The 24,331-nt window shown below is 43.9% G+C and carries 24 protein-coding genes, 1 tRNA gene and 1 riboswitch; of the genes, 18 read left to right on the top strand and 7 right to left on the bottom strand.

What is annotated here, in order from left to right:
- Positions 1 to 66 precede the first annotated feature (66 nt).
- Positions 67 to 169, bottom strand: a riboswitch (SAM-I-IV-variant riboswitch).
- A gap of 150 nt (positions 170 to 319) precedes the next feature.
- Positions 320 to 2,242, bottom strand: coding sequence for an esterase/lipase family protein (locus H150_RS0102075; protein ID WP_019957386.1), 1,923 nt, complete (start codon positions 2,240 to 2,242; stop codon positions 320 to 322).
- A 78-nt stretch (positions 2,243 to 2,320) separates the two neighbouring features.
- The gene (locus tag H150_RS0102070; protein ID WP_019957385.1) at positions 2,321 to 3,424 is read right to left on the bottom strand and encodes an AOC03_06830 family ribosome hibernation factor; all 1,104 of its coding nucleotides are present in this window, start codon (positions 3,422 to 3,424) and stop codon (positions 2,321 to 2,323) included.
- A gap of 291 nt (positions 3,425 to 3,715) precedes the next feature.
- On the opposite strand from H150_RS0102070, the gene H150_RS0102065 reads away from it, so the two are divergent.
- On the top strand, positions 3,716 to 4,147 hold the full coding sequence (locus tag H150_RS0102065) for a hypothetical protein (protein WP_019957384.1): 432 nt from the start codon (positions 3,716 to 3,718) through the stop codon (positions 4,145 to 4,147).
- A 51-nt stretch (positions 4,148 to 4,198) separates the two neighbouring features.
- On the opposite strand, the gene H150_RS0102060 is transcribed toward H150_RS0102065, so the two are convergent.
- Complete coding sequence (locus tag H150_RS0102060) at positions 4,199 to 5,227, bottom strand: hypothetical protein (RefSeq protein WP_155970372.1); 1,029 nt, start codon at positions 5,225 to 5,227, stop codon at positions 4,199 to 4,201.
- 170 nt (positions 5,228 to 5,397) lie between these two features.
- On the opposite strand from H150_RS0102060, the gene H150_RS0102055 reads away from it, so the two are divergent.
- Positions 5,398 to 5,853, top strand: a complete 456-nt coding sequence (locus H150_RS0102055; protein ID WP_019957382.1) for a hypothetical protein — start codon at positions 5,398 to 5,400, stop codon at positions 5,851 to 5,853.
- A gap of 138 nt (positions 5,854 to 5,991) precedes the next feature.
- Here the strand turns inward: H150_RS0102055 and H150_RS0102050 are convergent, their stop codons facing one another.
- The 3 genes from H150_RS0102050 to tkt form a co-directional block, all read right to left on the bottom strand.
- Complete coding sequence (locus H150_RS0102050) at positions 5,992 to 6,276, bottom strand: hypothetical protein (RefSeq protein ID WP_019957381.1); 285 nt, start codon at positions 6,274 to 6,276, stop codon at positions 5,992 to 5,994.
- On the bottom strand, positions 6,273 to 7,124 hold the full coding sequence (locus H150_RS0102045) for a PD-(D/E)XK nuclease family protein (RefSeq protein ID WP_019957380.1): 852 nt from the start codon (positions 7,122 to 7,124) through the stop codon (positions 6,273 to 6,275). The genes H150_RS0102050 and H150_RS0102045 overlap by 4 nt, the downstream gene beginning before the upstream one ends.
- Positions 7,125 to 7,266: 142 nt before the next feature.
- Positions 7,267 to 9,249 carry a transketolase gene (tkt, locus tag H150_RS0102040; protein ID WP_019957379.1) on the bottom strand — a complete coding sequence of 661 codons (1,983 nt, stop codon included), beginning with the start codon at positions 9,247 to 9,249 and terminating at the stop codon, positions 7,267 to 7,269.
- 322 nt (positions 9,250 to 9,571) lie between these two features.
- On the opposite strand from tkt, the gene H150_RS0102035 reads away from it, so the two are divergent.
- From H150_RS0102035 to H150_RS14670, 8 genes are all read left to right on the top strand, one after another.
- Positions 9,572 to 10,519 carry an alpha/beta hydrolase gene (locus H150_RS0102035; RefSeq protein WP_019957378.1) on the top strand — a complete coding sequence of 316 codons (948 nt, stop codon included), beginning with the start codon at positions 9,572 to 9,574 and terminating at the stop codon, positions 10,517 to 10,519.
- Between the two features lie 163 nt (positions 10,520 to 10,682).
- Positions 10,683 to 11,441, top strand: coding sequence for a metallophosphoesterase family protein (locus H150_RS0102030; RefSeq protein WP_019957377.1), 759 nt, complete (start codon positions 10,683 to 10,685; stop codon positions 11,439 to 11,441).
- 49 nt (positions 11,442 to 11,490) lie between these two features.
- Entirely contained in the window at positions 11,491 to 12,981 is a 1,491-nt protein-coding gene (locus tag H150_RS0102025; RefSeq protein WP_081619524.1) for an FAD-linked oxidase C-terminal domain-containing protein, read from the top strand.
- A 21-nt stretch (positions 12,982 to 13,002) separates the two neighbouring features.
- Positions 13,003 to 14,079 (top strand): glycolate oxidase subunit GlcE, encoded by a 1,077-nt coding sequence (gene glcE / locus H150_RS0102020; RefSeq protein WP_019957375.1) that lies wholly within the window; start codon positions 13,003 to 13,005, stop codon positions 14,077 to 14,079.
- Between the two features lie 42 nt (positions 14,080 to 14,121).
- On the top strand, positions 14,122 to 15,351 hold the full coding sequence (gene glcF / locus H150_RS0102015) for a glycolate oxidase subunit GlcF (protein WP_019957374.1): 1,230 nt from the start codon (positions 14,122 to 14,124) through the stop codon (positions 15,349 to 15,351).
- The gene (locus H150_RS0102010; protein WP_019957373.1) at positions 15,352 to 15,771 is read left to right on the top strand and encodes a hypothetical protein; all 420 of its coding nucleotides are present in this window, start codon (positions 15,352 to 15,354) and stop codon (positions 15,769 to 15,771) included.
- Positions 15,772 to 15,826: 55 nt separating this feature from the next.
- Positions 15,827 to 16,228: a heme-binding protein gene (locus tag H150_RS0102005; RefSeq protein WP_019957372.1), complete on the top strand. Its 402-nt coding sequence runs from the start codon at positions 15,827 to 15,829 to the stop codon at positions 16,226 to 16,228.
- A gap of 345 nt (positions 16,229 to 16,573) precedes the next feature.
- Positions 16,574 to 17,902 carry a GAF domain-containing sensor histidine kinase gene (locus H150_RS14670; RefSeq protein ID WP_019957371.1) on the top strand — a complete coding sequence of 443 codons (1,329 nt, stop codon included), beginning with the start codon at positions 16,574 to 16,576 and terminating at the stop codon, positions 17,900 to 17,902.
- Positions 17,903 to 18,079: 177 nt separating this feature from the next.
- On the opposite strand, the gene H150_RS0101995 is transcribed toward H150_RS14670, so the two are convergent.
- A tRNA-Glu gene (locus H150_RS0101995) sits at positions 18,080 to 18,156 on the bottom strand.
- Between the two features lie 115 nt (positions 18,157 to 18,271).
- On the opposite strand from H150_RS0101995, the gene surE reads away from it, so the two are divergent.
- The 8 genes from surE to serB all read left to right on the top strand — a co-directional run bounded on the left by surE (position 18,272) and on the right by serB (position 24,311).
- Positions 18,272 to 19,024 (top strand): 5'/3'-nucleotidase SurE, encoded by a 753-nt coding sequence (gene surE / locus H150_RS0101990; protein ID WP_019957370.1) that lies wholly within the window; start codon positions 18,272 to 18,274, stop codon positions 19,022 to 19,024.
- Positions 19,012 to 19,698, top strand: coding sequence for a protein-L-isoaspartate(D-aspartate) O-methyltransferase (locus tag H150_RS0101985; protein ID WP_019957369.1), 687 nt, complete (start codon positions 19,012 to 19,014; stop codon positions 19,696 to 19,698). The genes surE and H150_RS0101985 overlap by 13 nt, the downstream gene beginning before the upstream one ends.
- 116 nt (positions 19,699 to 19,814) lie before the next feature.
- Positions 19,815 to 20,786 carry a peptidoglycan DD-metalloendopeptidase family protein gene (locus H150_RS0101980; RefSeq protein ID WP_019957368.1) on the top strand — a complete coding sequence of 324 codons (972 nt, stop codon included), beginning with the start codon at positions 19,815 to 19,817 and terminating at the stop codon, positions 20,784 to 20,786.
- Positions 20,787 to 20,885: 99 nt separating this feature from the next.
- Complete coding sequence (locus H150_RS0101975; RefSeq protein ID WP_019957367.1) at positions 20,886 to 21,788, top strand: recombination-associated protein RdgC; 903 nt, start codon at positions 20,886 to 20,888, stop codon at positions 21,786 to 21,788.
- Positions 21,789 to 21,798: 10 nt separating this feature from the next.
- The gene (gene dcd, locus H150_RS0101970) at positions 21,799 to 22,365 is read left to right on the top strand and encodes a dCTP deaminase (protein WP_019957366.1); all 567 of its coding nucleotides are present in this window, start codon (positions 21,799 to 21,801) and stop codon (positions 22,363 to 22,365) included.
- Between the two features lie 209 nt (positions 22,366 to 22,574).
- Entirely contained in the window at positions 22,575 to 23,054 is a 480-nt protein-coding gene (locus H150_RS0101965; RefSeq protein ID WP_019957365.1) for a glutathione peroxidase, read from the top strand.
- Positions 23,051 to 23,446 (top strand): DUF6970 domain-containing protein, encoded by a 396-nt coding sequence (locus H150_RS14665; RefSeq protein WP_019957364.1) that lies wholly within the window; start codon positions 23,051 to 23,053, stop codon positions 23,444 to 23,446. Before H150_RS0101965 ends, H150_RS14665 begins: the two co-directional genes overlap by 4 nt.
- Before the next feature lie 22 nt (positions 23,447 to 23,468).
- Positions 23,469 to 24,311, top strand: a complete 843-nt coding sequence (gene serB, locus H150_RS0101955) for a phosphoserine phosphatase SerB (RefSeq protein WP_019957363.1) — start codon at positions 23,469 to 23,471, stop codon at positions 24,309 to 24,311.
- The last annotated feature ends 20 nt before the right edge of the window (positions 24,312 to 24,331 follow it).

Raw genomic sequence — 24,331 nt, 5'->3', positions numbered from 1 at the left:
TCGCAAGTTAAGATAAATCACCAAAAAAAAACCTTCCATCAAAAGAGGAAGGCCACAGTATCATTAACAAACTCGCTTTGTTGTTGATTCACTCAACCTCATCTTTACGTCCACCTTGCCCGAGTTGGCAGGTTGGCATGGTGCACAGCACCAAATCTGGATGATTCAAGACACAGCATAAATAAAGCAGTTTGTTTTGTCAAAATATTTACGCACAACAAACCAAGCTCAAAATCCTCACACAAGACCATCACACATACATCAAGCGGCCTGTAAACCTTACAGGACGCTTGTATCTTATCTGGTGCTTGATATCACATTAACGGCTCAATGTTTTCATGTCCTCATTCAAAATTCGCCTGATTTCTAAAATGGCTTGCGGATGCTCTTGAACGCTGTGATCTGCCGCTACTATCACTTTTTCAGATTGTGCATGCGCCAAATGGGCACTCAAATAAGGCACTACCCCATCATTGCTTTGTTCTAAAGGCACGTTAGGCTTACGTTGGGCAATAATAGAATGGTAAGGAATGGTCTCTGAAATCCGAATATTGCGATTAGCTATGACAAAACGGTTTTTTTCATCCAAATTATCAATGCTATTGGGCACAAAAATCCCATCTTTTTGCAAACGCAATAAATCTCGTCGATTGTTGGAAAATGCATCGGCCAAACTTTGTTCTAGCGTTTGCAATGTTCTAAATGGCAGACGCACCACGCTGCCAATCAACCGCCCCACTTTGCCGCCAGCCATTTGCGTCCCTTGATGCGGTGCCGCGATAAAAACCACTCGACCAATTTGTGGCATCGGCTCAAAGCGTACCAAAGGCAATATGCGTGGTGGAATCTTATCTACACCCAAAGCTTCTTTAAACCACTCATCCAAAGCACCACCATCATTGGCAATCATCATGCGTCCAATGACACCGCCCATGCTATGCCCTACTAGCACCATATTCTGTGAAGCAATGTTTTTTCCCTGCGGATCAAAATGTTGCATCGTTTCATTCACAATATGGCGTATCGCCACATGATTCAAAACAATCGGCATATTGGTCGGATAATATACTTGCCAAATTTGATAAGTTTGGCGCAGCTTCACATCGCCTAAAATCTCATTGGCCATATTCACCCAAGCCTCAGGACTGCTGGCCAAGCCATGCACCATCAATAAAATACGCTTGTTCGGATCATACGGCTGCATCAAAAACACATGTGGCTTTTCAATACCACCATCTCGCCCCAATAAGGTTTTAATCGCTTGCTTAGCAAAACCAGACTCAGCCAACCACACCCCATAAGGCGCAGTAAAATTGGCTGCCAATGGCACTTTTTTATGATTAATGGTGATGCTGTCATAAGTAAAAGGATCAAAAGATTGAATGTTTAAATCATGAGTTTGTAAAACTTCATCTAAATTCTGACCTTGAAAATGCACAATCAATGTGGCAGGTGCTGTATTGGTTTCGCTAAAAGGTTGGTCTGTTTGCAGTAACGGCTCATCGTCTAAAATCGCGACCAATTCTGCACCAAAGCCATCACGCTGATACACATTGCGCAAACCTGCAAATTTTAGATTGGAGGCAATAACAATGTCTTTTGGCCAAGCCATGCCATCTGGCAAATTCAATTGGCTCATATCGCTTTGCAAACGCCATTTACCCAATTGCATTTGCCCTGTTTCCGCCAGTTCGCGCCAATCTTCCACCGCATACCGCTTGGCATTATTGCCCACAAATTGTTGTATGGCATAATTATAATATTCCACAATTTGCGTTTGGCGTGACTCTAACACTCGTTGTTTGGGGTCACGGCTACCAAAAAACAAATACGCATACGCATAACGAGCACTTTCTAACAAAGCATCTTGTATGGTTTCAAATGGCTGTTTGTTTTTCTCTAAACTTTTGGCTTGCAACAACCACAATTCAGACAAAGCAGCCAAACGCATGTCTGCTTCGGTTTCTTCTAAAGCAGCAATTTTTTCAATACATTCGGGTAGTTTTTTTTCACATTCTGCACGAGCCAATCCAACCACCGAAACCGTTGTCATGCTAGCTTCACTGAGCACACCTTTACTCAATACATCATCTCGTTTGATGGCAATATAATCGGCATTGGTCTGCTGTTTTAAAGACACCATCGCACAGCCATTGAGCAATAAGCTCAATAAAACCATCCACATCAATACAAAAATGCGCATCATTTTCTCCTTATTTTGCGCCATTGTACCGCAATCCATATTGCCATCCTCGCATCTGTCTTTAGGTACCAAGACAACATAAAAAAACAGCCCTAAGGCTGTTCTTCTGACATCGTATTAATAACGCAATTTTGCCAAAACATTTTCACCCTCATCAAACAATTCAGGTCGGATAAAGGCAATATTACCGCTGGTATTTAACACCGCATCAATCAAATCATCGACCACATCATCAGTGGTTGGCGTTTCGCCTTCAGCCAAATTGACCACCACATCTAAGGTTTCTGCATCCACTTGAGCAGGTGCCACATAACCTTTGCGCACAAACAACGTATCAATACGCCCTTCTTTGGCACTGCGATAAATAGACGCCAAATCTGCCATCAGCAAATTTTGACCACGGGTTTGACCAATCAAATCAACCGCCGCTTTTTCTTGATTCAACTGATATTCATCCAGAACTGGCTGTAAATCCTGAATCAATAAACGCACATCCCATTCCACATTTTCAGTTTGCGTCAATGACCCTGCTACAATACTCAAATTGTCGCTTTCTTGTTGATAAAAAGCCACTGCCTTGTCATCACCTGCCACAAACACAGGCAAAGCCAAAGATTTGTGGATTTCTTGCATGCTCTTGTCAACACGATTCAAATATTCACGGTATAAATTCTCTTTGGCAATGCTATTGGCTTGGTCGTCAGAAGTTTTTTCTTTGAACAGCGTGTTTGCAATTGGGAAACTCACGTTATCTAGCAGCTTGTCTTCGCCTGTAAAGGTTTTCACTACCGCACCATTGAACACTTCGTACAAATTCGCTTCGCTCCAAGACACCGTCAGCAAATAATAATGCTGCGATTGCAAATCTTCACGTATCACATCGCGCAAAGCAAAATTGTCATCAAAAATCACCCGTGGCACAACATGAAATGGGAAATTGTATACCTCAGCTTGGTCTGGCGTGGCAAAAATAGCCAAGGTGTCCAAATTGTAATTGTGATCATGGTTTTCGAACTTCTGATTGATGTGTCCCATCACATCCCACACCAAGCGTTTTTCATAATGTTCTAACAAACGTTTTTCGGTTTCAGACAAAGCATTTTTCAGTTGAATAGAATCTGCTTCATTGTCAGGAAAAGTACGGTGAGTTGGCACAAAGATGCTCACGGCAGGATTGCTTTTCACCTCTTTTAGCTCTCGATAAATCTTTTTTAAGTCCATGTTTCACCTCTTGTATTGGATTTATGATGCAGCTTACCACCCAGCTCTTATCCCACACTGCATACATTTAGAATGTTAAAAGTCACACCATTGGTCAAATAGCTGCCTTAAAAGTTCAAAGCTTCCGCTGCTCTACACACCATTGAGACCTCCATCTGTCATGGCATACACCTTAATTAAAGTGACATTTCAAAAAACACAATCCATTCAAAAGATTAAACCACGCCCAATTGAATTTAAAAATATGTAAATCAAGCTGTTATACTGTGGGTTTTGCAGCCTATCTTAACCATGAGCCAGACCGATTTAGCCATTCGTGACCAAATTCAAGCCTTGAATTTAAAACTGTTTCGCATCAGTGTCACTGCCGATACAAGCCTCAAATTACCCATCAAAATCCCGTTAAAACCCATGAAAACAGTGGCCCATGCGCTAGCTAAAGTCAAATACCTGCGCTTTAGCCGCAGCAAAGGCTATCACATCGGTTTGATACCACTAGAGCCTCGCCATTTTCTGGTTTTACAATCCTCAGATGCAGCATTTTTAAATGCCTTACAACAACATCTACCCGTTTTGTATTGGAATGCCTATCAAGCCCAAGCATGGATTCATGCCGACCATTGGCATACAGAGCTTGCCAATACCCTCATTGCAGCAGGATTTTCTTATGATGTTCTGAATCCTGAGACAGGCGTTGCGGCATTAACAGGCTTTGCGTCATAAAAAAGCGTCCTGTAAACATTTACAGGACGCTTATCCAACCACATATTTCAATTAAAAAGCCGCTTGGTATTCACGAACACGTTTTTGTACCCATTTGCTGTCGCATTGCAAACGCACTATTTCCAATTCTGTTTCAGTGCCATAAGTGCTGAGCGATTCTTTTTTACAGGCCGCTGCTTTTTCATCTACCCAAGCTTTTTGTGCGCCTTCAATTTGGGCTTGAATATCCGCATCCAAACCTGACCAAATGCGATTCAATTGCTGTTTGTACAATTTGTTTTCTTCTTGTACTTGTTTCAAACGGGCTTTTTGCTCCGCCTCTTCCGCCAACTCTATGCCACGCACACGCGCTTCTTCGGCCAAAATTTCTTTTTGTATCGCAGCATCCGCTTCTTGTTGCAAGCGTATTTCTTCGGCCTCGGCTTCAGCTTGCGCTTTTTGCTCTTTGTTTTTAGCCTCCAAAACCATCAATTTGCTCATCGAAGCATGCAACACATCGCTCACGCCTTCGGCCAAATCTTCTGCATTGTCCACTTGCGCATACACTTGTTTGCCATCATCCGTTGGTTGCACCGAATACAAAACCGTCGCTTGGTACACGTTCGCGGCATTGCCCGACTTTTTAAAGCCATAACGCAACAAGGTTTCTTCCACCGTACTGTCCACGCCACCCATTTCTTCTAGCGACATGTTCGCATCATCCAAAACCTTCGTTGGCACCGTCAACGCCAATTCCGCCTCACAAAACACCTTACTGCTGTTGGGGTCTTCCTTGCTGGTACGAATGCTTTGCAAAGCGTATTGCAATTGCGACACCGACGCGCGAATATTGGCCAAATCAAAACGGCGTTTGCCATCGTCGCCCACATAGGCTTGCAAGTGTTTTTGTGCTTGCTCTTTGATGATGTCATGCACCAAAGTTTGACCTGTTGGATCGGAACACGATACTTTTTTGCCTTGCAGCGCACTGATGTAATCACATCCACCCAAACCCAAAGCCAAAATCAGCCACCAACTTGTTACTATCGAACGCTTACCCATTGCCATTTCCTGTTGTATTTGTTTTGTTTTCAAATTCACACAATCGCCGCATTATATGACAATTAGGCATATTTATTCCATTGCAATACATACACTGCGCCCATCCAAACACAAAATTTCAGGATGCTTGCCTTCTATGTTTCAGAACTTATTTGTCATGATGGCTTCTAAAAGGCTGATTGCTTGCCAAACAAGATAAGGATTTTCCCATGAAAGCATGGATTTTAGGTTTGAGTGCCAGTTTGATTTTGTGCGCCAACAGTGCTTTTGCCCAAAGCAAAAACACCATTCCCGCAACCTTTCAAGACACATGGGTGAACATTGCCAGTCCAAGCGAGCGCGATGTTGTTTGCCAAAATGGTTTTGCCCATGCCAATTTTGATAATGCTAAAAAACTGCATGTAATTGACATTTCGCCTGAGCAAATCGTCCACCACCATTTCAGCGCCAAAGGTCACACCGTGCGCATCAATTTAGACACGCTTCGCTTTCGCGAACACTCCGACTCGGTCATCCGCGGCACCAGCCGCCGTGAATACATCGCCGACAACAACAAACCAAACGAATCGCGCATCTACAAAGCCTATTCCTACCACTACAGCCTCAAAGACGACGCTTTGAAAGTCGGTGCTTTGCCACAAGAAACGTTTTACCGTTGTGGGTAGTTGGGTTTGAAATAAAATAAATGATTTTTGTTGTTCAAAACATAAATAAGCGTCCTGTAAAAGTTACAGGACGGCTTTTTTATCAAACAAAACTCTGATTGAATTTATTTTTCTTAAATAATTTTTAAAACACTATTTTCACTTTTCAAGATTCAAATTCTGAATTTTATCAATATAGAAATCTATTCGATTAGCAACCATTTTCGCATCAAAATCTTCATACGAATAATTTTCAACAATCAATTCACCATCAAAATCTTGCTCATGTTGTTTATGAGAGGCAATAAATCTAATGTCTTTTAAAGCTTCTTGAATTTCTTCTATTGAGTAATACTTTTTACGACGATTGTCATACATCACAATAGATATAGATACGCCATAAACTAAGGTACCTACTCCAAGCGTAATTTGACTGCCATTCAATACTTTTTTAATAGTATCTGAATATAAAAAACTTCCTTTATATTTCCAAGAAATAGAATCATTTCTTTTATCTTAACATTTTGAAAAAAATCTTCCTTGTAGTTTGATTCCTCTATTATTTCTGTAAGATAACTTTTCGTGACATCAAATACATTCTTTTTTCTAGTTTGAATTTCATCAATTTCATTGTAATGCTCTGTAACCAGTTTAAAAAAACTTTTTTTATCATGATTGATTTGAGTATTGGACATTTTAATCATCGCTTTTATGTAATCTTCAATAAAATAAGAGTAGCGGTTTTTTTCTGTATTTTGAAAAAACTCCTCAAGTTTGGATTTTAAATTCAAACAAAAACTCTCATGACTGACAAATACATAATTTTTGGGAATTTTTTTAGGCTTATCAATCGCCATCAATATAAAATGGTTTTTACCACTGTAACTATTTTTTTTAGTGTATTGTTGTTTTACAAATAATTGATAGACATCAATCGGATTATTCAATATATGTCTGACTTTATTTTCAATGATCAAACTGAATTCAGATGTATGCACAACCAAATCAATGAATCCTAAATTATCATGTTGACTTGATTTAGCATGAACTTCAGACAAAACCTCTGTACCCTTTGGCATATGTTCATATTGAATTTTTGCCTCTTCCAACAACGCAAGCAATGCTAAATTCCCAATCTCATGCTGTTCATCAATTTGAAATAAAAATTCCAACATTTTAGAACTAACGTTTTCATAACGATTGACATCAAGTCTTTCAAACATCGTGATTTCATGGGCGGCTGTTGTTGCAGGCAATCCTTTCAAATCAAAAATTAACTGATCAAAATTCACACAAAACATTCCTATATTCTATTTATTATTTGATGTGCAATCAAAAAGCGTCCTGTAAACCTTACAGGACGCTTTCAAAATACTCAAATCAAATAATTTATATATCTATATTATTGATTTATTAGCAACACATATAATCAAATCACAAGACCGATTTAACAGCCGCCACCACATTCTCCGTGGTAAAGCCAAACTCTTTGAACAAGATGTCAGCAGGGGCAGATTCGCCGAAGTGATCGATGCCAACCACCGCGCCGTCCAAGCCAACATACTTGCGCCAGAAGTCCGACACACCCGCTTCAACCGCCACGCGTGGCAAGCCTTTTGGCAACACAGATTGTTGGTAAGCTTTGTCTTGTGCATCAAACACATTGGTCGATGGCATAGACACCACGTTCACATTCACGCCTTCTTGTGCCAAAGCCGCTTGCGCGTTCAATGCCAATTCAACTTCCGAACCCGTCGCGATGATGACCGCTTGTGCTTCGCTTTCGGATGCTTTGATAACATAACCGCCTTTGGCAATGTTCGCCAAAGTCGCTTCGTCACGCGCCACGAACGGCAAGTTTTGACGGCTGAAAATCAAGCAAGCTGGGCTGGTTTTCGCTTTCATCGCTTCAGACCAAGCCACCAAAGATTCGGCCGTGTCGCAAGGACGCCAAACTTTCATGTTAGGAATCATGCGCAAAGTGGCGATTTGTTCAATCGGTTGGTGCGTCGGGCCATCTTCGCCCAAACCAATCGAGTCGTGCGTGTACACAAACAAAGTATTGGTTTTCATCAACGCTGCCATACGCAAAGCATTGCGCGCGTATTCACTGAACATCAAGAACGTGCCGCCAAACGGACGCAAGCCGCCGTGCAAATTCATGCCATTCATGATGGCGCTCATGCCAAACTCACGCACGCCGTAATGAATGTAGTTACCGCCGTTGTCGCGCGTTACCGACACAGAGTTAGACCAGTCGGTCAAATTCGATGGTGTCAAATCGGCAGAACCACCCACCAACTCAGGCAACACTTGCGCCAACACTTCAATCGCGTTTTGGCTGGCTTTGCGAGTGGCGATTTTTTCAGCTTTGCCAGAGATTTCAGCCAATGCGTTCTGAATATGCGCATCAAAATTCTCAGGCAATTGGCCGTTTTCACGGCGCAAGTATTCTGCTGCCAATTCTGGATATTGTGCTTGGTAAGACGCGAACAACTCGTTCCACGCGCTTTCCAAAGCCTCACCGCGCTCTTTGGCATTCCAAGCCGCGTACACTTCTTCAGGCACTTCAAACGCGCCGTAATTCCAACCCAAAGCCTTGCGTGTGGCTTCGATTTCGTCCGCACCCAAAGGTGCACCATGCGTTTTGTGGCTGCCCTCTTTGTTCGCTGCGCCCTTGCCAATCAAGGTTTTGCAGCAAATCATTGACGGTTTGTCGCTATTTTGTTTAGCTTCTTCAATCGCTGCTGCCACCGCTTTGGCATCATGACCATCAACATTTGCCACCACATGCCAGCCATAGCTCTCAAAGCGTTGTGGTACGTTTTCGCTAAACCAGTTGTCGATTTTGCCGTCGATAGAAATGTTGTTGTCGTCGTACAAGCAAACCAATTTTCCCAGACCTAAAGTGCCTGCCAAAGACGCCACTTCGTGCGAAATGCCTTCCATCAAGCAACCATCGCCCAAGAATACATAAGTGTAATGATCGACAATCGGAAAGCCTTCGCGGTTGAATTCTTTGGCCAACAATTGTTCTGCCAACGCCATGCCCACCGCATTGGCAATACCTTGACCCAAAGGACCTGTGGTGGTTTCCACACCATCGGTGTAACCGTATTCAGGATGGCCTGGGGTTTTGCTGTGCCATTGGCGGAAGTTTTTCAAATCATCAATAGAAACGTTGTAGCCAGACAAATGCAACAAAGAATAAATCAACATCGACGCATGTCCGTTTGACAACACGAAACGGTCACGGTTAGCGAATTTTGGATTGTTTGGGTTGTGACGCAAAAATTGATTCCACAACACTTCAGCCATGTCCGCCATGCCCATAGGTGCGCCTGGGTGACCTGAGTTTGCTTGTTGAACTGCATCTGCTGACAAAAAACGAATGGCGTTTGCCAATTGAGAAGCCATAATGATAAACCTTATTTGGTGAGGTTAAGCGATGGGCACATATTTTACCTGATACTTGCCTTTGCCGTCACATTGATTGCATTTTATGCATATGTTAAATATTCAATCTAAGCCTAGATTCAAATTATGACACCTTCACAACAAGCGTCCTGTAAACACCTTAAAACCATCTCAAAAAATGGAATGAATTAAAAATAATTATTCCATTTTTGCAAACATTCCCTGTGATTTGCGCCAAAACAAGACAAAAGAAAACACTCTTGCTAGACTATTTCCAAAATAAAATCATATTTGTCTACAAAAACGAGAAACGAGATCGGTCATGAGTGCAACACTCAAACCTACCATACAGGCATATTTGGACATTTTGAACCACAAAATCATCCCCAAATTGATTGCCAGCGGTTTCAAACCCAATCTCATCAATGCCCGTGAAGCTTTGGCGAATGTCACCAAAACTTTGGTTACCAAGACTGTCGATTGTGCGGGCGTGTGGGACGACACGTTCAATACGCAGCCTTATGCTGTGCCTGTGCGCATTTTTCACCCGCGTCCTGAAAAAGCATTGCCTGTTTTGATTTATTTTCATGGCGGCGGCGGTGCGGTAGGCAGCGTGACGGTTTACGATCCGATTTTGCGCCGTTTGGCTCAAACCACCCAACACATTGTGATGGCGATTGAATACCGTTTGGCACCTGAAAACCCTTATCCAGCAGGTCAAATCGATGCAAAAAATGCTTTATTGCATTGGCGTGAGGTTTTGGATACGCGCAATATTGCCTACATCAATCAAGTGAGCATTGGTGGTGACAGCGCAGGTGGTGCTTTGTGTAACAACTTGGTCAGAAATTGGGATTATAGCCAGCAAGCCATCCACGCTCAGATTTTGATTTACCCATCGGTTGATTTTTGTATGGGTTCAGAATCGGTACAAACCTTAGGACAAGGTTATTTCTTAACAGCAGAACGCATGCGTTGGTATTTTGCGCAATACTTTCAAAATGGCGAGGATTATTGCCATATGTCAGCCTTGCACAATCCCATCCATCCACAAACGCCACCGACACTCATTTTCACCGCAGGTTTTGACCCTTTGCGTGACGAGGGCTTGGCATATGCTCAAAAGCTTCGTGACCAACACATTACGGTACAACACATTCAATACGATGATTTGATTCATGCTTATTTGAATTTGGAAGATTTGTGTGCCGAAGAATGCGAACAAACTTACATGCACATTGGCAATTTTCTGAATAGACCAAACGCTTAAAAGTATTCACATTTGATTGAATATTCATTATTGTGTCAACTTGGCTTGTATTGAAAATTGGTCAGACCAATAAAACCCTTATGTTTATTGGCATAAGAATATAATTGGTAAAGTCGCCAACCCATTTTTTGGGCAAATATTGGCCATTTACAGGAGATTTGCCATGCGTTATGCCGTGATTTCAGACATACATGCCAATGTTTGGGCTTTGGAAGCGGTATTGCAAGACCTTGCGAAACACGGTGTGGATGCCATCGTGCAATTGGGCGATGTTTTATATGGTCCGTTGGCACCACAAGCGACGTTTGAATGTTTACAGGCCGCTTCTGTACCTGTGTGGCAGATCAAAGGCAACCAAGATGACGAGATTTTACAAGCCATGGATTCGCCAACACTCTCAGCGACGATGGCATTTGTGTTGCAAGAATTATCGCCCCAAGCCATTGCATGGTTGCGTGCATTACCAAACACATGTTCGCCACAGGCTGAGTTGTTTGCATGCCATGGTACGCCGCTTGGTAACACAGAATATTGGTTGGAAGACGTCTCATCGGGGCAACCTAGGCTAGCGACAGACCAAACTTTGCTGCAACGTTTGGCCTGTCGAACCGAAGCGGTGTTGTTGTGCGGTCACAGCCACATTCCACGTCATGTGCGTTTGAATAATGGTCAAACCATTATCAATCCCGGTAGCGTGGGTTTACCCGCTTACGAAGACGCATTGCCATGGCCACACCAAATGCAAACCTTCCGCCCTGATGCCGCCTATGGCATTTTGGAACACCAAGCCCATGGTGTTTGGCAATGGCAACAATATTGGTGTGCTTATCACCATGCCGAAGCCGCCGCACAAGCACAAGGTTTGCACCGCTTTGATTGGGCGTATGCACTGCAGTCAGGGCGCGTTTTGTCATCTGTCTGACCCTTTTTACAACACCTTAATATTTCACTAAAAGAAGGTTGAAAAAACCATGGAAACAACTCAGAGAAACCGTTTAAGTGAGGACGAGCGCGTGCGTTTGCAACAGCGCTTGCATACTCTTTGGTCAGACATGTATGTATTGACCAAACCTGAAGAAGTCATTCCTTATGAATGTGATGGTTTGGCAGCTTATCGCGAAGTGCCTTTGGCAGTGGTTTTGCCTGAGACCGAAGCACAAGTGCAGCAGGTATTGAAAACATGTCAACAGTTAAATCTACCTGTGGTGCCGCGTGGCGCAGGAACAGGTTTGGCAGGCTCAGCCATGCCCATTCCCGATGGCGTGGTGTTGTCTATGGCGAAATTCAACCGTATTTTGGACGTTGATTTACAGTCTCGCACTGCTACGGTGCAACCGGGTGTGCGCAATTTGGCCATTTCCGAAGCAGCAGCACCCTATCAACTGTATTACGCACCCGACCCATCTAGCCAAATTGCCTGCACCATTGGCGGCAACGTGGCGGAAAACTCAGGTGGCGTGCATTGTTTGAAATACGGTTTGACAGTGAACAATGTCTTGCAAGTGCGTGCGGTCACCATTGATGGCGACATCATCGAATTCGGTTCACGCGCGCCTGATTCTCCCGGCTTGGATTTATTGGGTGTGTTGATTGGTTCGGAAGGTATGTTTTGCGTGACCACTGAAGTGGTCGTGAAACTCGTTCCAAAGCCACAATTGGCGCAAGTAATCATGGCATCGTTTGACGACATGGGCAAAGCAGGCGATGCGGTAGCGGCGGTGATTGCGGCAGGGATTATTCCAGCTGGCTTGGAAATGATGGACGGTCCTGCCACGCAAGCGGTCGAAGACTTTTTACACGCAGGTTATGACACCAATGCCAAAGCAATTTTATTGTGCGAATCTGATGGTACGCCTGAAGAAGTGGCCGAAGAAATTGCGCATATGGAAGAGGTTTTGAATGGTTGTGGTGCCACTCGCATCCAAGTCTCCCGCAATGAAATTGAGCGTTTGGTGTTTTGGTCGGGTCGCAAAAATGCCTTCCCTGCCGCAGGACGCTTATCGCCTGATTACTACTGTATGGATGGCACCATTCCTCGCCGCTCCATTGGTAATTTGTTGCGCTCGATTGAAGAAATGGAACAAAAATACCAATTGCGCTGCATCAACGTGTTTCATGCAGGCGATGGCAACATGCACCCATTGGTATTGTTCAATGGCCAAGACCATGAAGAATGGTTGCGCGCGGAAGCATTTGGTGCGGATATTTTGGAAGAATGTGTGCGTTTGGGCGGCACCGTCACAGGCGAGCATGGCGTGGGCATTGAGAAAATCAATTCAATGTGTGTGCAATACACCGAACAAGAACGCGATGCGTTTTGGAGCGTGAAATATGCCTTCGATCCGACAGGCTTGCTCAATTTTGACAAAGCCATTCCGACCAAAAACCGCTGTGCCGAATATGGCAAATTGGTGGTGCGTCGTGGCGAAACCTTGCCTCATTCTGAATTAAGCCGCTTCTAAGCGTCCTGAAAGCCTCAAAACATGCGAAACGAATTACATTTATTACAAGAACACATTTTACAGGCCGCTCAAACAGGCACCCAACTGACCATACAAGGCGGCGGCACCAAAGCGTTTTATGGTGAGCAAGTGGCCACCGACCATATTTTAGATACCCACGCTTATTGCGGTATCGTCGAATACGATGCGCCTGAATTGGTGATTACCGCCCGTTGTGGCACGCCTTTGCAAGACATTGAAGCGGCTTTGGCTGAAAAAGGGCAAATGCTCGCGTTTGAACCACCACATTTTGGCAAACACGCCACCATCGGCGGCTGTGTGGCAGCAGGTTTATCGGGTCCACGACGCGCACATGCAGGCGCGGTGCGTGATTTTATTTTAGGCACCAAACTCATCAACGGCAAAGGCGAACATTTAGAGTTTGGCGGTCAAGTGATGAAAAACGTCGCAGGCTATGACGTTTCACGCTTATTAACTGGTTCTATGGGTACTTTGGGCTTGATTACCGAAGTGTCGTTGAAAGTCTTGCCTCGCCCTATGGCCACACAAACCATTTGTTTTGAATACGATGCCAAAACCGCTTTGGCGCAAATGAATGGTTGGATGGGCAAACCTTTGCCATTGGCAGGCACTTTGTGGCAAGACGGCATGTTGTATGTGCGTTTGAGCGGTGCACGAGCGGCAGTAGATGCAGCTATCAAAACCCTTTCAGGCCGCTTAATAGACGCAGAGCAAGCCACGCCATTGTGGGCAGATTTGCGCGAGCAGCATTTGCCATTTTTCAGCGAGCGTCCTGAAAACCAAACCTTATGGCGCATCGCTGTACCTGATACGGCACCGTTTTTTGATTTGGGTGGCGAGCAAATCATCGAATGGGGCGGCGGCTTGCGTTGGATTCGGACTCAAACGAGTGCGCAAACTGTGCGTGATTTGACCGAACGCCATGGCGGCAATGCCACCGTATTCAAAGGCCATCAAGCAGGTGTGCCGGTATTCACGCCAGTTTCTGCCGCACATTTGGCGATACAAAAACGTTTGAAAGATGCTTTTGATCCCAATCATGTGTTCAATATTGGCAGAATTTACCCTGAATACTGAATCCAGCGTCCTGTAAAAGAATAAAACCGAAGAGAACACCCCATGCAAACCACTTTAGCCGATTTCATCAAAGACACCGAACAAGGCAAAATCGCCGAATCGATTTTGCGCAAATGCGTTCACTGCGGTTTTTGTACCGCCACTTGCCCGACTTACCAATTGTTACAAGACGAATTGGACGGTCCTCGTGGCCGTATTTACCAAATCAAACAAGTTTTAGAAGGCACACCCGCCACTCCGACTGTGCAAATGCATTTAGACCGCTGCTTAACTTGCCGCAGCTGTGAAACCACATGCCCGTCAGGCGTGGAATACGGCAAATTGATTGAAATCGGGCGCGAAGTGGTCGACAAACAATTGCCACGCACAGGTGCAGATAAATTCAAACGCCAAGCCTTGTTCAAATTAACCACCTCACCGAAATTGTTCCACAGTGCTTATACGATGGGTCAATCGGTGCGCGGCTTTTTACCAAAAAAATTACAAAGCAAAGTGTTGGCTCAAAAGCCATTAAAAGCCGTTCCAACCCAAACACACACACGCAAAATGTTGATGTTAGAAGGCTGTGTACAACCTTCTATGTCACCGAATATCAACCACGCCACCTTGCGCGTTTTAGACAAATTGGGTTTGGAATTATTGCGTCCAAGTTCAGCGGGCTGTTGTGGTGCGATTCATTTGCACAATCAAATGCATGATGATGGTTTGAACGACATGCGCCGTAATATTGATGCTTGGTGGCCTGCCATTGAAGCGGGCGCAGAGGCGATTTTAATCAATGCTTCAGGTTGCGGTTCAACCGTCAAAGAATACGGTTTTCATTTGCAAAGCGATGCGCGTTATGCCGCCAAAGCACAACGAGTTAGCGAATTGGCCAAAGACATTGTCGAAGTGTTGATTGGCGAAACCGAGCGTTTGCAAACCCTCTTCACTCAGGCTCCGACGCAACAAACTTTGGCATACCACCCGCCTTGCTCATTGCAACACGGTCAAAAGTTAGGCGGTAAGGTAGAATCCTTGTTAGCGGGTTTGGGTTTTCCTGTGTTGTTGCCTAAAGACAGCCACTTGTGTTGTGGCTCTGCGGGTACGTATTCGTTCTTACAGCCTGAATTGTCAGAGCGTTTGCGCCAAAACAAAGTCAACAATTTAGAAGCCCTCAAACCTCAAGCGGTGCTTTCAGGCAATATCGGCTGTATCGCCCACATCGGTAGCGGTACCGATATTCCTGTCATGCATTGGATTGAATACTTAGACCAACAATTGGGTGGATAAATGAAAGCATTATTGGGACGTGTTGTGTTAATCAGTGGTATGTGTTTGGGTTTGGCGGCTTGTTTTGAACAATCAACAGTCACCATTCCTGATGCGCCTAAAAACGATGAAACATACAAACAGCAGTTTAGCGATGATTTCAATCAAGCTTGTTACAACGGCTTTATTCAAAATTTTGAACAACGTCCACAACCTGCTACCGAACGTGACTATCAAGCTGCTAAAGGCATCTGTGAATGTATTTCTTTCAATTTGGTACAAAACAACGACAACACCCAATTAACCGCTTTATCCAAGCAAACACCTGAGCAAATGTTAGATTTGACGCGCCCATTGGTGTTGTCTTGCTCAGAACAAATACAACAAAAACTGGCTGCTGAATATGCGTCTGGCCCTATCGCCAGCGAAGCGCAGCCTTAATACCAAAACTGTCATATTTGTCAGTTTTCAACACATAGAAACAAAGGACTATTTGATGCAAACCAAATCTATCTTAGGCGAACAAGAAATCCAAGCCATGTTGCAAGCTGCCACTGCCAAAGCCCATGAAAACAATTGGCAAGTCGCTGTTGCAATTGTGGATGATGGCGGTCATTTGTTGGGTTTTAGCCGCTTAGACGGTTGCGCACCTGTGGCTGCACACATTGCTTTGGAAAAAGCCAAAAGTGCCGCTTTAGGTCGCCGCGAAACCAAAGGTTATGAAGACATGATTAACGGTGGTCGTACCGCATTTGTATCAGCACCGCTACAAGGTTTGTTAGAAGGTGGTGTGCCTGTTGTGGTAGATGGTCAAGTGATTGGTGCTGTGGGCGTATCAGGCTTGGCAAAAGAATTGGATGCAGAAGTAGCCAAAGTAGCCGTTGCCGCCATCGGTTAATATCGTATTAAAAATAGCCATACCAACAGCAGATGGAGATTAAATCCATCTGCTGTTTTGCCATTCACTCTCGGTACAGATACTTTACCTTCATCACAAACCGAGTATAATATCTATTTTGAATTTTATATCTATCGAAACATCGTTCTGTCAAATATGACAATTAACAAAAATTAAGCAATATAATTTTTCTTCAAACAAGTATTATTACAAGCAATTTCCTTACCAATATCACGATTAAATTAAAATTATTATCATGATATCACTGGCAAAAAGATTACTGCGAGCCAAATTTTTTGCGCATAATAGAGCCACTGTGACCTCACTTGATTAAGAGTAGATGCCATGCCAAATTCTCTAGCCCGCTATCCTGAATACAACCAAATCATTCAATCCGTTTTGAAAGCAGATGCATTGTTATCTGGACAAAAAGAAGTCTTAGAGTTATTGGCCAAACGCGCACCTTTATTCCAAGTATTACACCGCTTGGTTTCTATTGTAGAAGAGCAATATGAAGGCACTTTTTGCTCTATTTTGTTGGTAGACAATGTACAAAAAACCTTTAAGGCCGGTGTGCGTGTTGAGTACGAAAAAAACTATTGTGAAGAGGAAACTGGCGTTTCTATTTTGCCGCCCTATATGGGACCTTGTTGCATGGCTTCTCATTTGCATGAACCCGTTTTGGTCAGCGACATTGAAAACGATGACCGTTGGCAAGCACCATGGCGTGATTGGGCATTGAGCAACGATTTGCAATCATGCCGTTCTCAGCCTATTTTTTCGTCTACGGGCGAAGTGCTGGGAACGTTTGCGATGTATCACAAAAAACATGTAGACCCTGCTTCTACCAATTTATATCAAATTGAAGTCACCTCACACATTGCGGGTATTGCCATTGAGCGCAAATTAATTGAACAAGAAGAATTGATCAAAGCCGAACAAGCACGTCTATTAAATGAAGAATTGACCAAATCCATTCATATGCGAGATGAGTTTTTGTCTATTGCATCGCATGAATTAAGCTCGCCGTTGGCTTTGTTGAAAATGCAAACCGAGATTAATAAGGAAATGTTACAAGAAGGCGAATTATCACAAGAAGATATTTTAACCCTCTTAGACAACCATGCCACACGCATTGATAAAGTCATTGCGGCAGTTCGCCAAATGTTGGATTTAAGCAATGTGGCAGAAGGCAAACTACAATTGCGTTGCCATTATTTCAATTTGACTGAAGTGTTACACGATGTCAGTGACCGTTTACAGCCTTTGGTCAAAGAGGCCAAAACCTCGTTGAATTTGCATTCAGAGGCAGAAGTGATGGGTTATTGGGATCAATTTAAAATTGAACAAGTGTGCACCAATTTGATTACCAATGCTTTGAAATATGGCGACAACCACCCTGTCAATATTCATTTAAGCTTGCAAGATGGTGTGGCTAGATTAGAGGTGCAAGACCAAGGCAATGGCATTGCCGCATGTGACCATGAAAAAGTGTTTCAACGCTATGAACGGGTGGTGTCTCCTAACAGTAAAAAACCCGGTTTGGGATTGGGATTGCACATTGTCAAAGAAATTGTACAGGCACATCAAGGCAAAGTTTGGGTGGAAAGCGACATTGGACAAGGGGCACGCTTTATTGTCGAGCTACCTATTGATGCCTCACACATAGAATAAATATTCATTCACAATCAAAATAAGCGTCCTGTAACTTACAGGACGCTTATTTTTTTATGCAAACACTTAAGATTCAATTGTATGGGCATATCTAACCATTCATGTTTGAATCTGTATTGTGCAGACAGAAACGATACTACTATTGAGAGTGGAAGCATCACAATCTGTGGTATTGGGTGGCACGCCCACAGGGATTCGAACCCCGGTTGCCACTTTGAAGAAGTGGTGTCCTTGGCCAGCTAGACGATGGGCGCGATTGTTAGAATAAGCCAAGAAGATAAACCAAACATTTGCAACTGTCAAACCATAAGCCTCCTACCATTATTGCAAAAAAAAGGTACAATATGTGCCGAAAATAGGGGAACCCAAATGAATATTTTAATTTGCAATGATGATGGCTATTTGGCTGAGGGCATTCGTACCTTGGCTCGTGTCACCTCAGAATTTGCCAATGTGCGCGTTGTGGCACCCGATCGCGATCGCAGCGCTGTCAGCAATTCACTCACTTTAGACCGCCCATTGACGATACGCCAAGCTGACAATGGCTTTTACTATGTCAATGGCACTCCTACTGATTGTGTTCATTTGGGTTTACATGCCATGCCTGATTTTGTGCCTGATATGGTTTTTTCAGGCATTAACCATGGTGCCAATATGGGCGATGATACTTTATATTCAGGCACTGTTGCTGCGGCAACCGAAGCGTATTTATTGGGCATTCCTGCGGTGGCTTTTTCATTGCACGACAAAACCGAACGTTATTTTCATACGGCAGCAAAAGTAGCATGGGAAGTGGCCAAATATTTCAGCCAAAACCCACCCAAAGCACCGATTTTATGGAGTATTAACATCCCCAAAGTCGAACCAGAAGAGCTCAAAGGCTTCAAAGTCGCTCGCTTAGGTCGTCGCCATCACATGCAAAGCATAGTCCCTGCTGAAAATCCTCGTGGTCAGCCTGTATATTGGATCGGTTTACCTGGCGAAGCACAAGACTGCGACAGCGGCACCGACTTTGCAGCCACTGCCGAAGGCTATATTACCGTGACGCCTCTTTCTATTGATTTGACTGCTTACAATCAAATGCCACAAGTGCAAGAAGCCATTCGCCAATGGAGTCTTTAGTCTCTCGTAGCGGTCATTGGCAAGGCTTTGATTGGCGACGTGAACGCATGGTGCATCGCCTACAACACATGGGCGTGCATCAACCCGATGTCTTACATGCTTTGTCACGCACGCCGCGCCATTTGTTTGTGGAAGAGGCTTTGCGTTCACGCGCCTATGATGAAACCGCTTTGCCCATAGGATTGGGGCAAACCATTTCTCAGCCTTATACTGTCGGCATCATGACCCAATTATTGATTGGTGCTGGAGTGAGCGGTGATGAAAAAGTGTTGGAAATTGGCACAGGTTGCGGTTATCAAACCGCCATTTTGCACGCCATTTATGGCAATCGTGTTTTTTCCATAGAACGCATTTTTGAACTACATCAATTGGCCAAAAAACAATTGCGCAGTGTGGGTGCAAGCTTGGTGCGCTTGGCTTATGATGATGGTTATTTGGGTCTGCCTTCCGAAGCGCCATTTGATCGTATTATTGTGACAGCTGCAGCTCCCAACATGCCTTTAGCACTATTACAACAATTGGCTATTGGTGGCAGAATGGTTTTACCATTAGAAGAACCAGATGGCGTGCAATACTTATGGTTAATTGAAAAAACGCCCTACGGTTTTCATGAAACATGCGTACAAGAAGCCAATTTTGTACCTCTGATTAATGAGCAAGATGCTGATTTTTAAGACATGCAAATAATATATGTAAAATAGTGTCATAAACTGGCAGTTTCGCTCAAAATGCCCTACCATCATATGGGGCTAACATGGATTTCACACATAAAAATAAGGGTTACTCACAGATGCAACAATCAAAGCTTTTGAAAACAGGTTTGCTGACTGCAACCATTTTGAGCATGGCCGCGTGCCAAAATTGGACTCAACCTGCTGCCACCGTGCAAGACGGTACCCATAGTGGCAGCCTGACCCAAGGCAATGTGGTGACCACCACTTTGCCCGATAACAATCCTTATGGCACCGCACCGATTGATAACCCTTATGGCAACACCACTGTCAATACGACACCTTATACTCCGCCTGCCAATACAGGCAGCGGTAATGCTTATGTGGGTAATTACACCCCTGTGGATGTCAACGCTGTCTCGCATACAGTCACTGCAGGCGATACTGTTTACAACATCACCAAACGCTATGGCATTACCCAAGACCAATTGCGCTTATGGAACAATTTGGCTGACAACAACATCCGTTTAGGCTCACGCTTGCGTGTCAAACCGACTGACTATGTGGCGTCAAACGCCACACAAACCGTGACACAACCGATTACTCAGCCAGTTGTCACCCAACCTACTTACACGCCACCACCCGTGGTTACACCTCCAGTAACCAACACGACCAGCGCAGTTCCAAGCCAATCGACCAGCACAACGGCCAATGGGACTCGCAGTGTCAACGGTATTACATGGATGCGTCCAACCCAAGGTAACATCATTACCCAATTCACCACTGTGAACAAAGGCGTTGATATTGCAGGTAACGCAGGTCAAAACGTGGTTGCCGCTGCCGATGGCAAAGTGGTTTACAGTGGCAGCGATTTGCGCGGTTATGGCAATTTGTTGATTGTGCAACACAACTCTACTTTCTTAACCGCTTATGGTCACAACCAAAAATTGTTGGTGAAAGAAAACGACACTGTCAAACGTGGTCAAACCATCGCTCACATGGGCAATTCACACACCGACCGTTACAAATTACACTTTGAAGTGCGCCAAAACGGTAAACCTGTGAATCCATTGGAATACATTCCAAATTAATATTCAAAGCGTCCTGTAAACTTTTACAGGACGCTTGATTCCCTTTTTTGAATACCGTATCGCACTTGGTGCGATATTTTTATTTGAGGTCTGCCTATTATGTGGTTCAAACAAATCAGCGTGTTCGCCTTAGCACAAGACTTAAAAACCGATTTTGAAGCTTGGCATGACAAATTGTCTGCCGCAGCATTCCAGCCTTGCCAAGGTTTGGATTGGAAAAGCGAAGGCTTTGCGCGCGCAGTGCCATTTCGCGAAGAATTGATTTTCAATTTTCAAGACACATGGCGTTTTTCTTTGCGCCAAGAAGACAAAGTGTTGCCAACTACGGTGGTGCGTGAATTTTTAGATGAGAAATTGGCTGAATTGCAAGCCACCGAAGGCCGCATTATCGGGCGCAAAGAAAAAATGCAATTAAAAGAACAAATCACCGATGATTTGTTGCCTCGCGCATTTGTACGTTCACGCTATACCGAAGCGGTGATGGATTTACAAAGCCAGTTGTTGTTGGTCAATCAAAGCAATCCCAATAAATCTGAGAATTTTGTCAGCCAATTGCGCCAAGCTTTGGGCGGTTTGCCAGCCTCATTGCCCCGCACACAAGAATCGCCTAGCAGCTTAATGACTGCTTGGCTTATGCAAGGGGAAGCGGCGGGCAATTTTGAGCTAGACACCGACTGCGAACTCAAAGGCACAGGCGATATTGTGCCAGTGATTAAAATTAGCAAACAAGCATTAGACACAGAAGAAGTCAAACAACACCTAGAACATGGTAAAATCTGCACCCAATTAGGCTTGATTTGGAACGAACAAATCCGTTTTGTCTTGAATGAAGACTTGAGCTTGAAGCGCATCCAATATTTGGACATGTTACAAGAAGAGGCTGCCAACCAAGGCGACGATCCCGAAAGTTTGATGAGCGCAACCCAACTCATTATGACCCAAAACTTGAGCCTGTTGGTACATGAATTAATCGACCACTTAGGTGGCTTACAAGCGGCCTGAAAGACTATATATGAGCATCAAATCCGATAAATGGATTCGCCGCATGAGCGAAGAACATGGCATGATTTCGCCATTTGAACCGAATCAAATCAAACACCGTGATGGTGAGAAAATCATCTCTTACGGCACTTCTAGCTACGGCTATGACATCCGTTGTGCGCGTGAATTCAAGATTTTCACCAACATCAATTCCACCATTGTCGACCCTAAAAACTTCGACCCACGCAATTTTGTGGAAGTGGAAGACGATTATTGCATCATTCCGCCAAACTCATTTGCTTTGGCGCGCACAGTAGAATACTTCCGCATTCCACGCAACGTATTAACAGTGTGTTTGGGCAAATCAACTTACGCTCGCTGTGGCATTATTGTCAATGTGACACCATTTGAGCCTGAATGGGAAGGCTATGTGACTTTGGAATTTTCCAACACCACGCCATTACCTGCAAAAATTTATGCAAATGAAGGGGTTGCACAAGTCTTATTCTTCGAAAGTGATGAAGACTGTGACGTATCTTATAAAGATAGAAATGGTAAATATATGGGTCAAACTGGGGTAACTTTACCAAAAGCCTAAAGCAATTGACTTTAAAGCTGAATTTAAAAAACATTTTTACGCAAGTTTGCGATTTAATAGTGTTTTTTTTAAAAAAAATGGGTAGAATATTACTTGCAAATGTTTCCTCCTGGATATTTTGCATTATTCCCTTATTTTGAATTGATATTCAAACGCTGTACAGGCTGTCCCCTTGCCGTACAGCGTATTTTTTTGGGCTAAATATACGCATGAATATTTATTCTCATTTCATAAATGACCTATCTGGCCATCCTATATCTTTAACAGATTATCAAAACCACGCCATTTTAATTTTCAATTCTGCCAGCGAATGTGGCTTCACCCCACAATTAACGCAATTAGTACAATTGCATCATCAATACGCCCACCAAGGTTTGGTCATTATAGGTTGCCCATGCAATCAATTTCGCCAGCAAGAACCTGGCTCTGCGAACGAAATTGCGCAGTTTTGTGAAAGCCGCTATCACATTCCTTTTTTGATGACTGAAAAAATCGATGTCAACGGCCCTCACACCCACCCTTTATGGCAAGACTTAAAACAAGCCCAAACAGGCTTCTTAGGCACTTCATCCATCAAATGGAATTTCACCAAATTTTTAATCAATCGTTCCGGCGAAGTTGTGGAACGTGTTGCCACTTGGCGCAATCCAATGAGTATGGTCACGGCAATTGAAAAAGTGTTGAAATGAAAACAGAGAATCAAATTGGTATCATGGTCAGCCTAGCTTTAAGCTGCGTATTACTGCTGACCGCTTGTTTGAGTATTCAAAAATCTGAAACCACCACGCCATCGGCACCGTGGTTAACCAACCTAATCACCCAAGCCGAAGCCGAACCTCACTTACTCCAAGCCGTTTACACTTTAGAACACCATCAAGAAAAATATTATCTGACCGTGCCCGGTTGTTGTGACCGTTTCAGTGTTTTATACAATGCCCAAGGTCAAAAAATTTGCTCGCCCAATGGTGGTTTTACAGGACGAGGCGATGGTCAATGCGGCAATATAGATATCAGAACCTTATCAAAAACCAAAATCTGGCCGAAAAAATCCGCTGATACCCATCAGAATATGGCAAAATAATGCCTTTTTATGGTGACGAACAATGGCGGTTTTGGTTTTGCAACACCCCAATCTGACTCAATTGGATTGGCAATTTTGGTCTGACACTTTCACACCTAACAATCAGGCACCATCATCCGTTTGGCGAATTTCAGTCAACGCCGATTTCAAACTCACCGAAAATCAAAAAATCTGGTTGCTGCAACATCAAGTTGATGCCGCTATCATGCCGACCACTGCCAAATTTACTGATTTAGGCTTGGTGGTCAGCGACATGGATTCCACATTGATTACCATCGAGTGCATCGATGAAGTCGCTGCAGGCAATGGCTTAAAAGACCAAGTAGCTGCCATTACCGAGCGCTCTATGCGTGGCGAATTGGATTTTGAAGCGTCTTTGCGTCAACGTGTGGCTTTGCTCAAAGGCTTGCCTGAAATGGAATTGGCTTATGTTTACGACCATGTATTGCAATTGAATCGTGGTGCAGAAGCCTTCTTGGCTCATTGCAAACAACATGATGTCAAATTCATGCTCGTTTCAGGCGGCTTCACCTTCTTTACCGAACACCTCAAAAAACGCTTGGGTTTTGAATACGCTTATGCCAATGAATTGGAAATTGTCGATGGCAAATTAACCGGCAACCTTACAGGACGCCTCATTGATGCCCAAGCCAAAGCCGATTTGTTGCACCAATATGCCAATGAATTGAACATTCCTCTAAGTCAAACTTTGGCCATGGGCGATGGTGCCAATGACATTCCAATGTTACAGGCCGCAGGTTTCGGTGTGGCGATTCATGCCAAGCCCAAAACCCGTGAGCATGCAGATATTTGTATCGACTTTGGCGGATTGGATGCGATATACCATTGCTTCAACAACGATTAAAATCTGCTATGAGCACATAA

Origin of the sequence: Vitreoscilla stercoraria DSM 513, from assembly GCF_000382305.1 — a bacterium.
GTDB lineage: Bacteria > Pseudomonadota > Gammaproteobacteria > Burkholderiales > Neisseriaceae > Vitreoscilla > Vitreoscilla stercoraria.
This window is presented reverse-complemented; position numbering and strand designations above follow the sequence as displayed.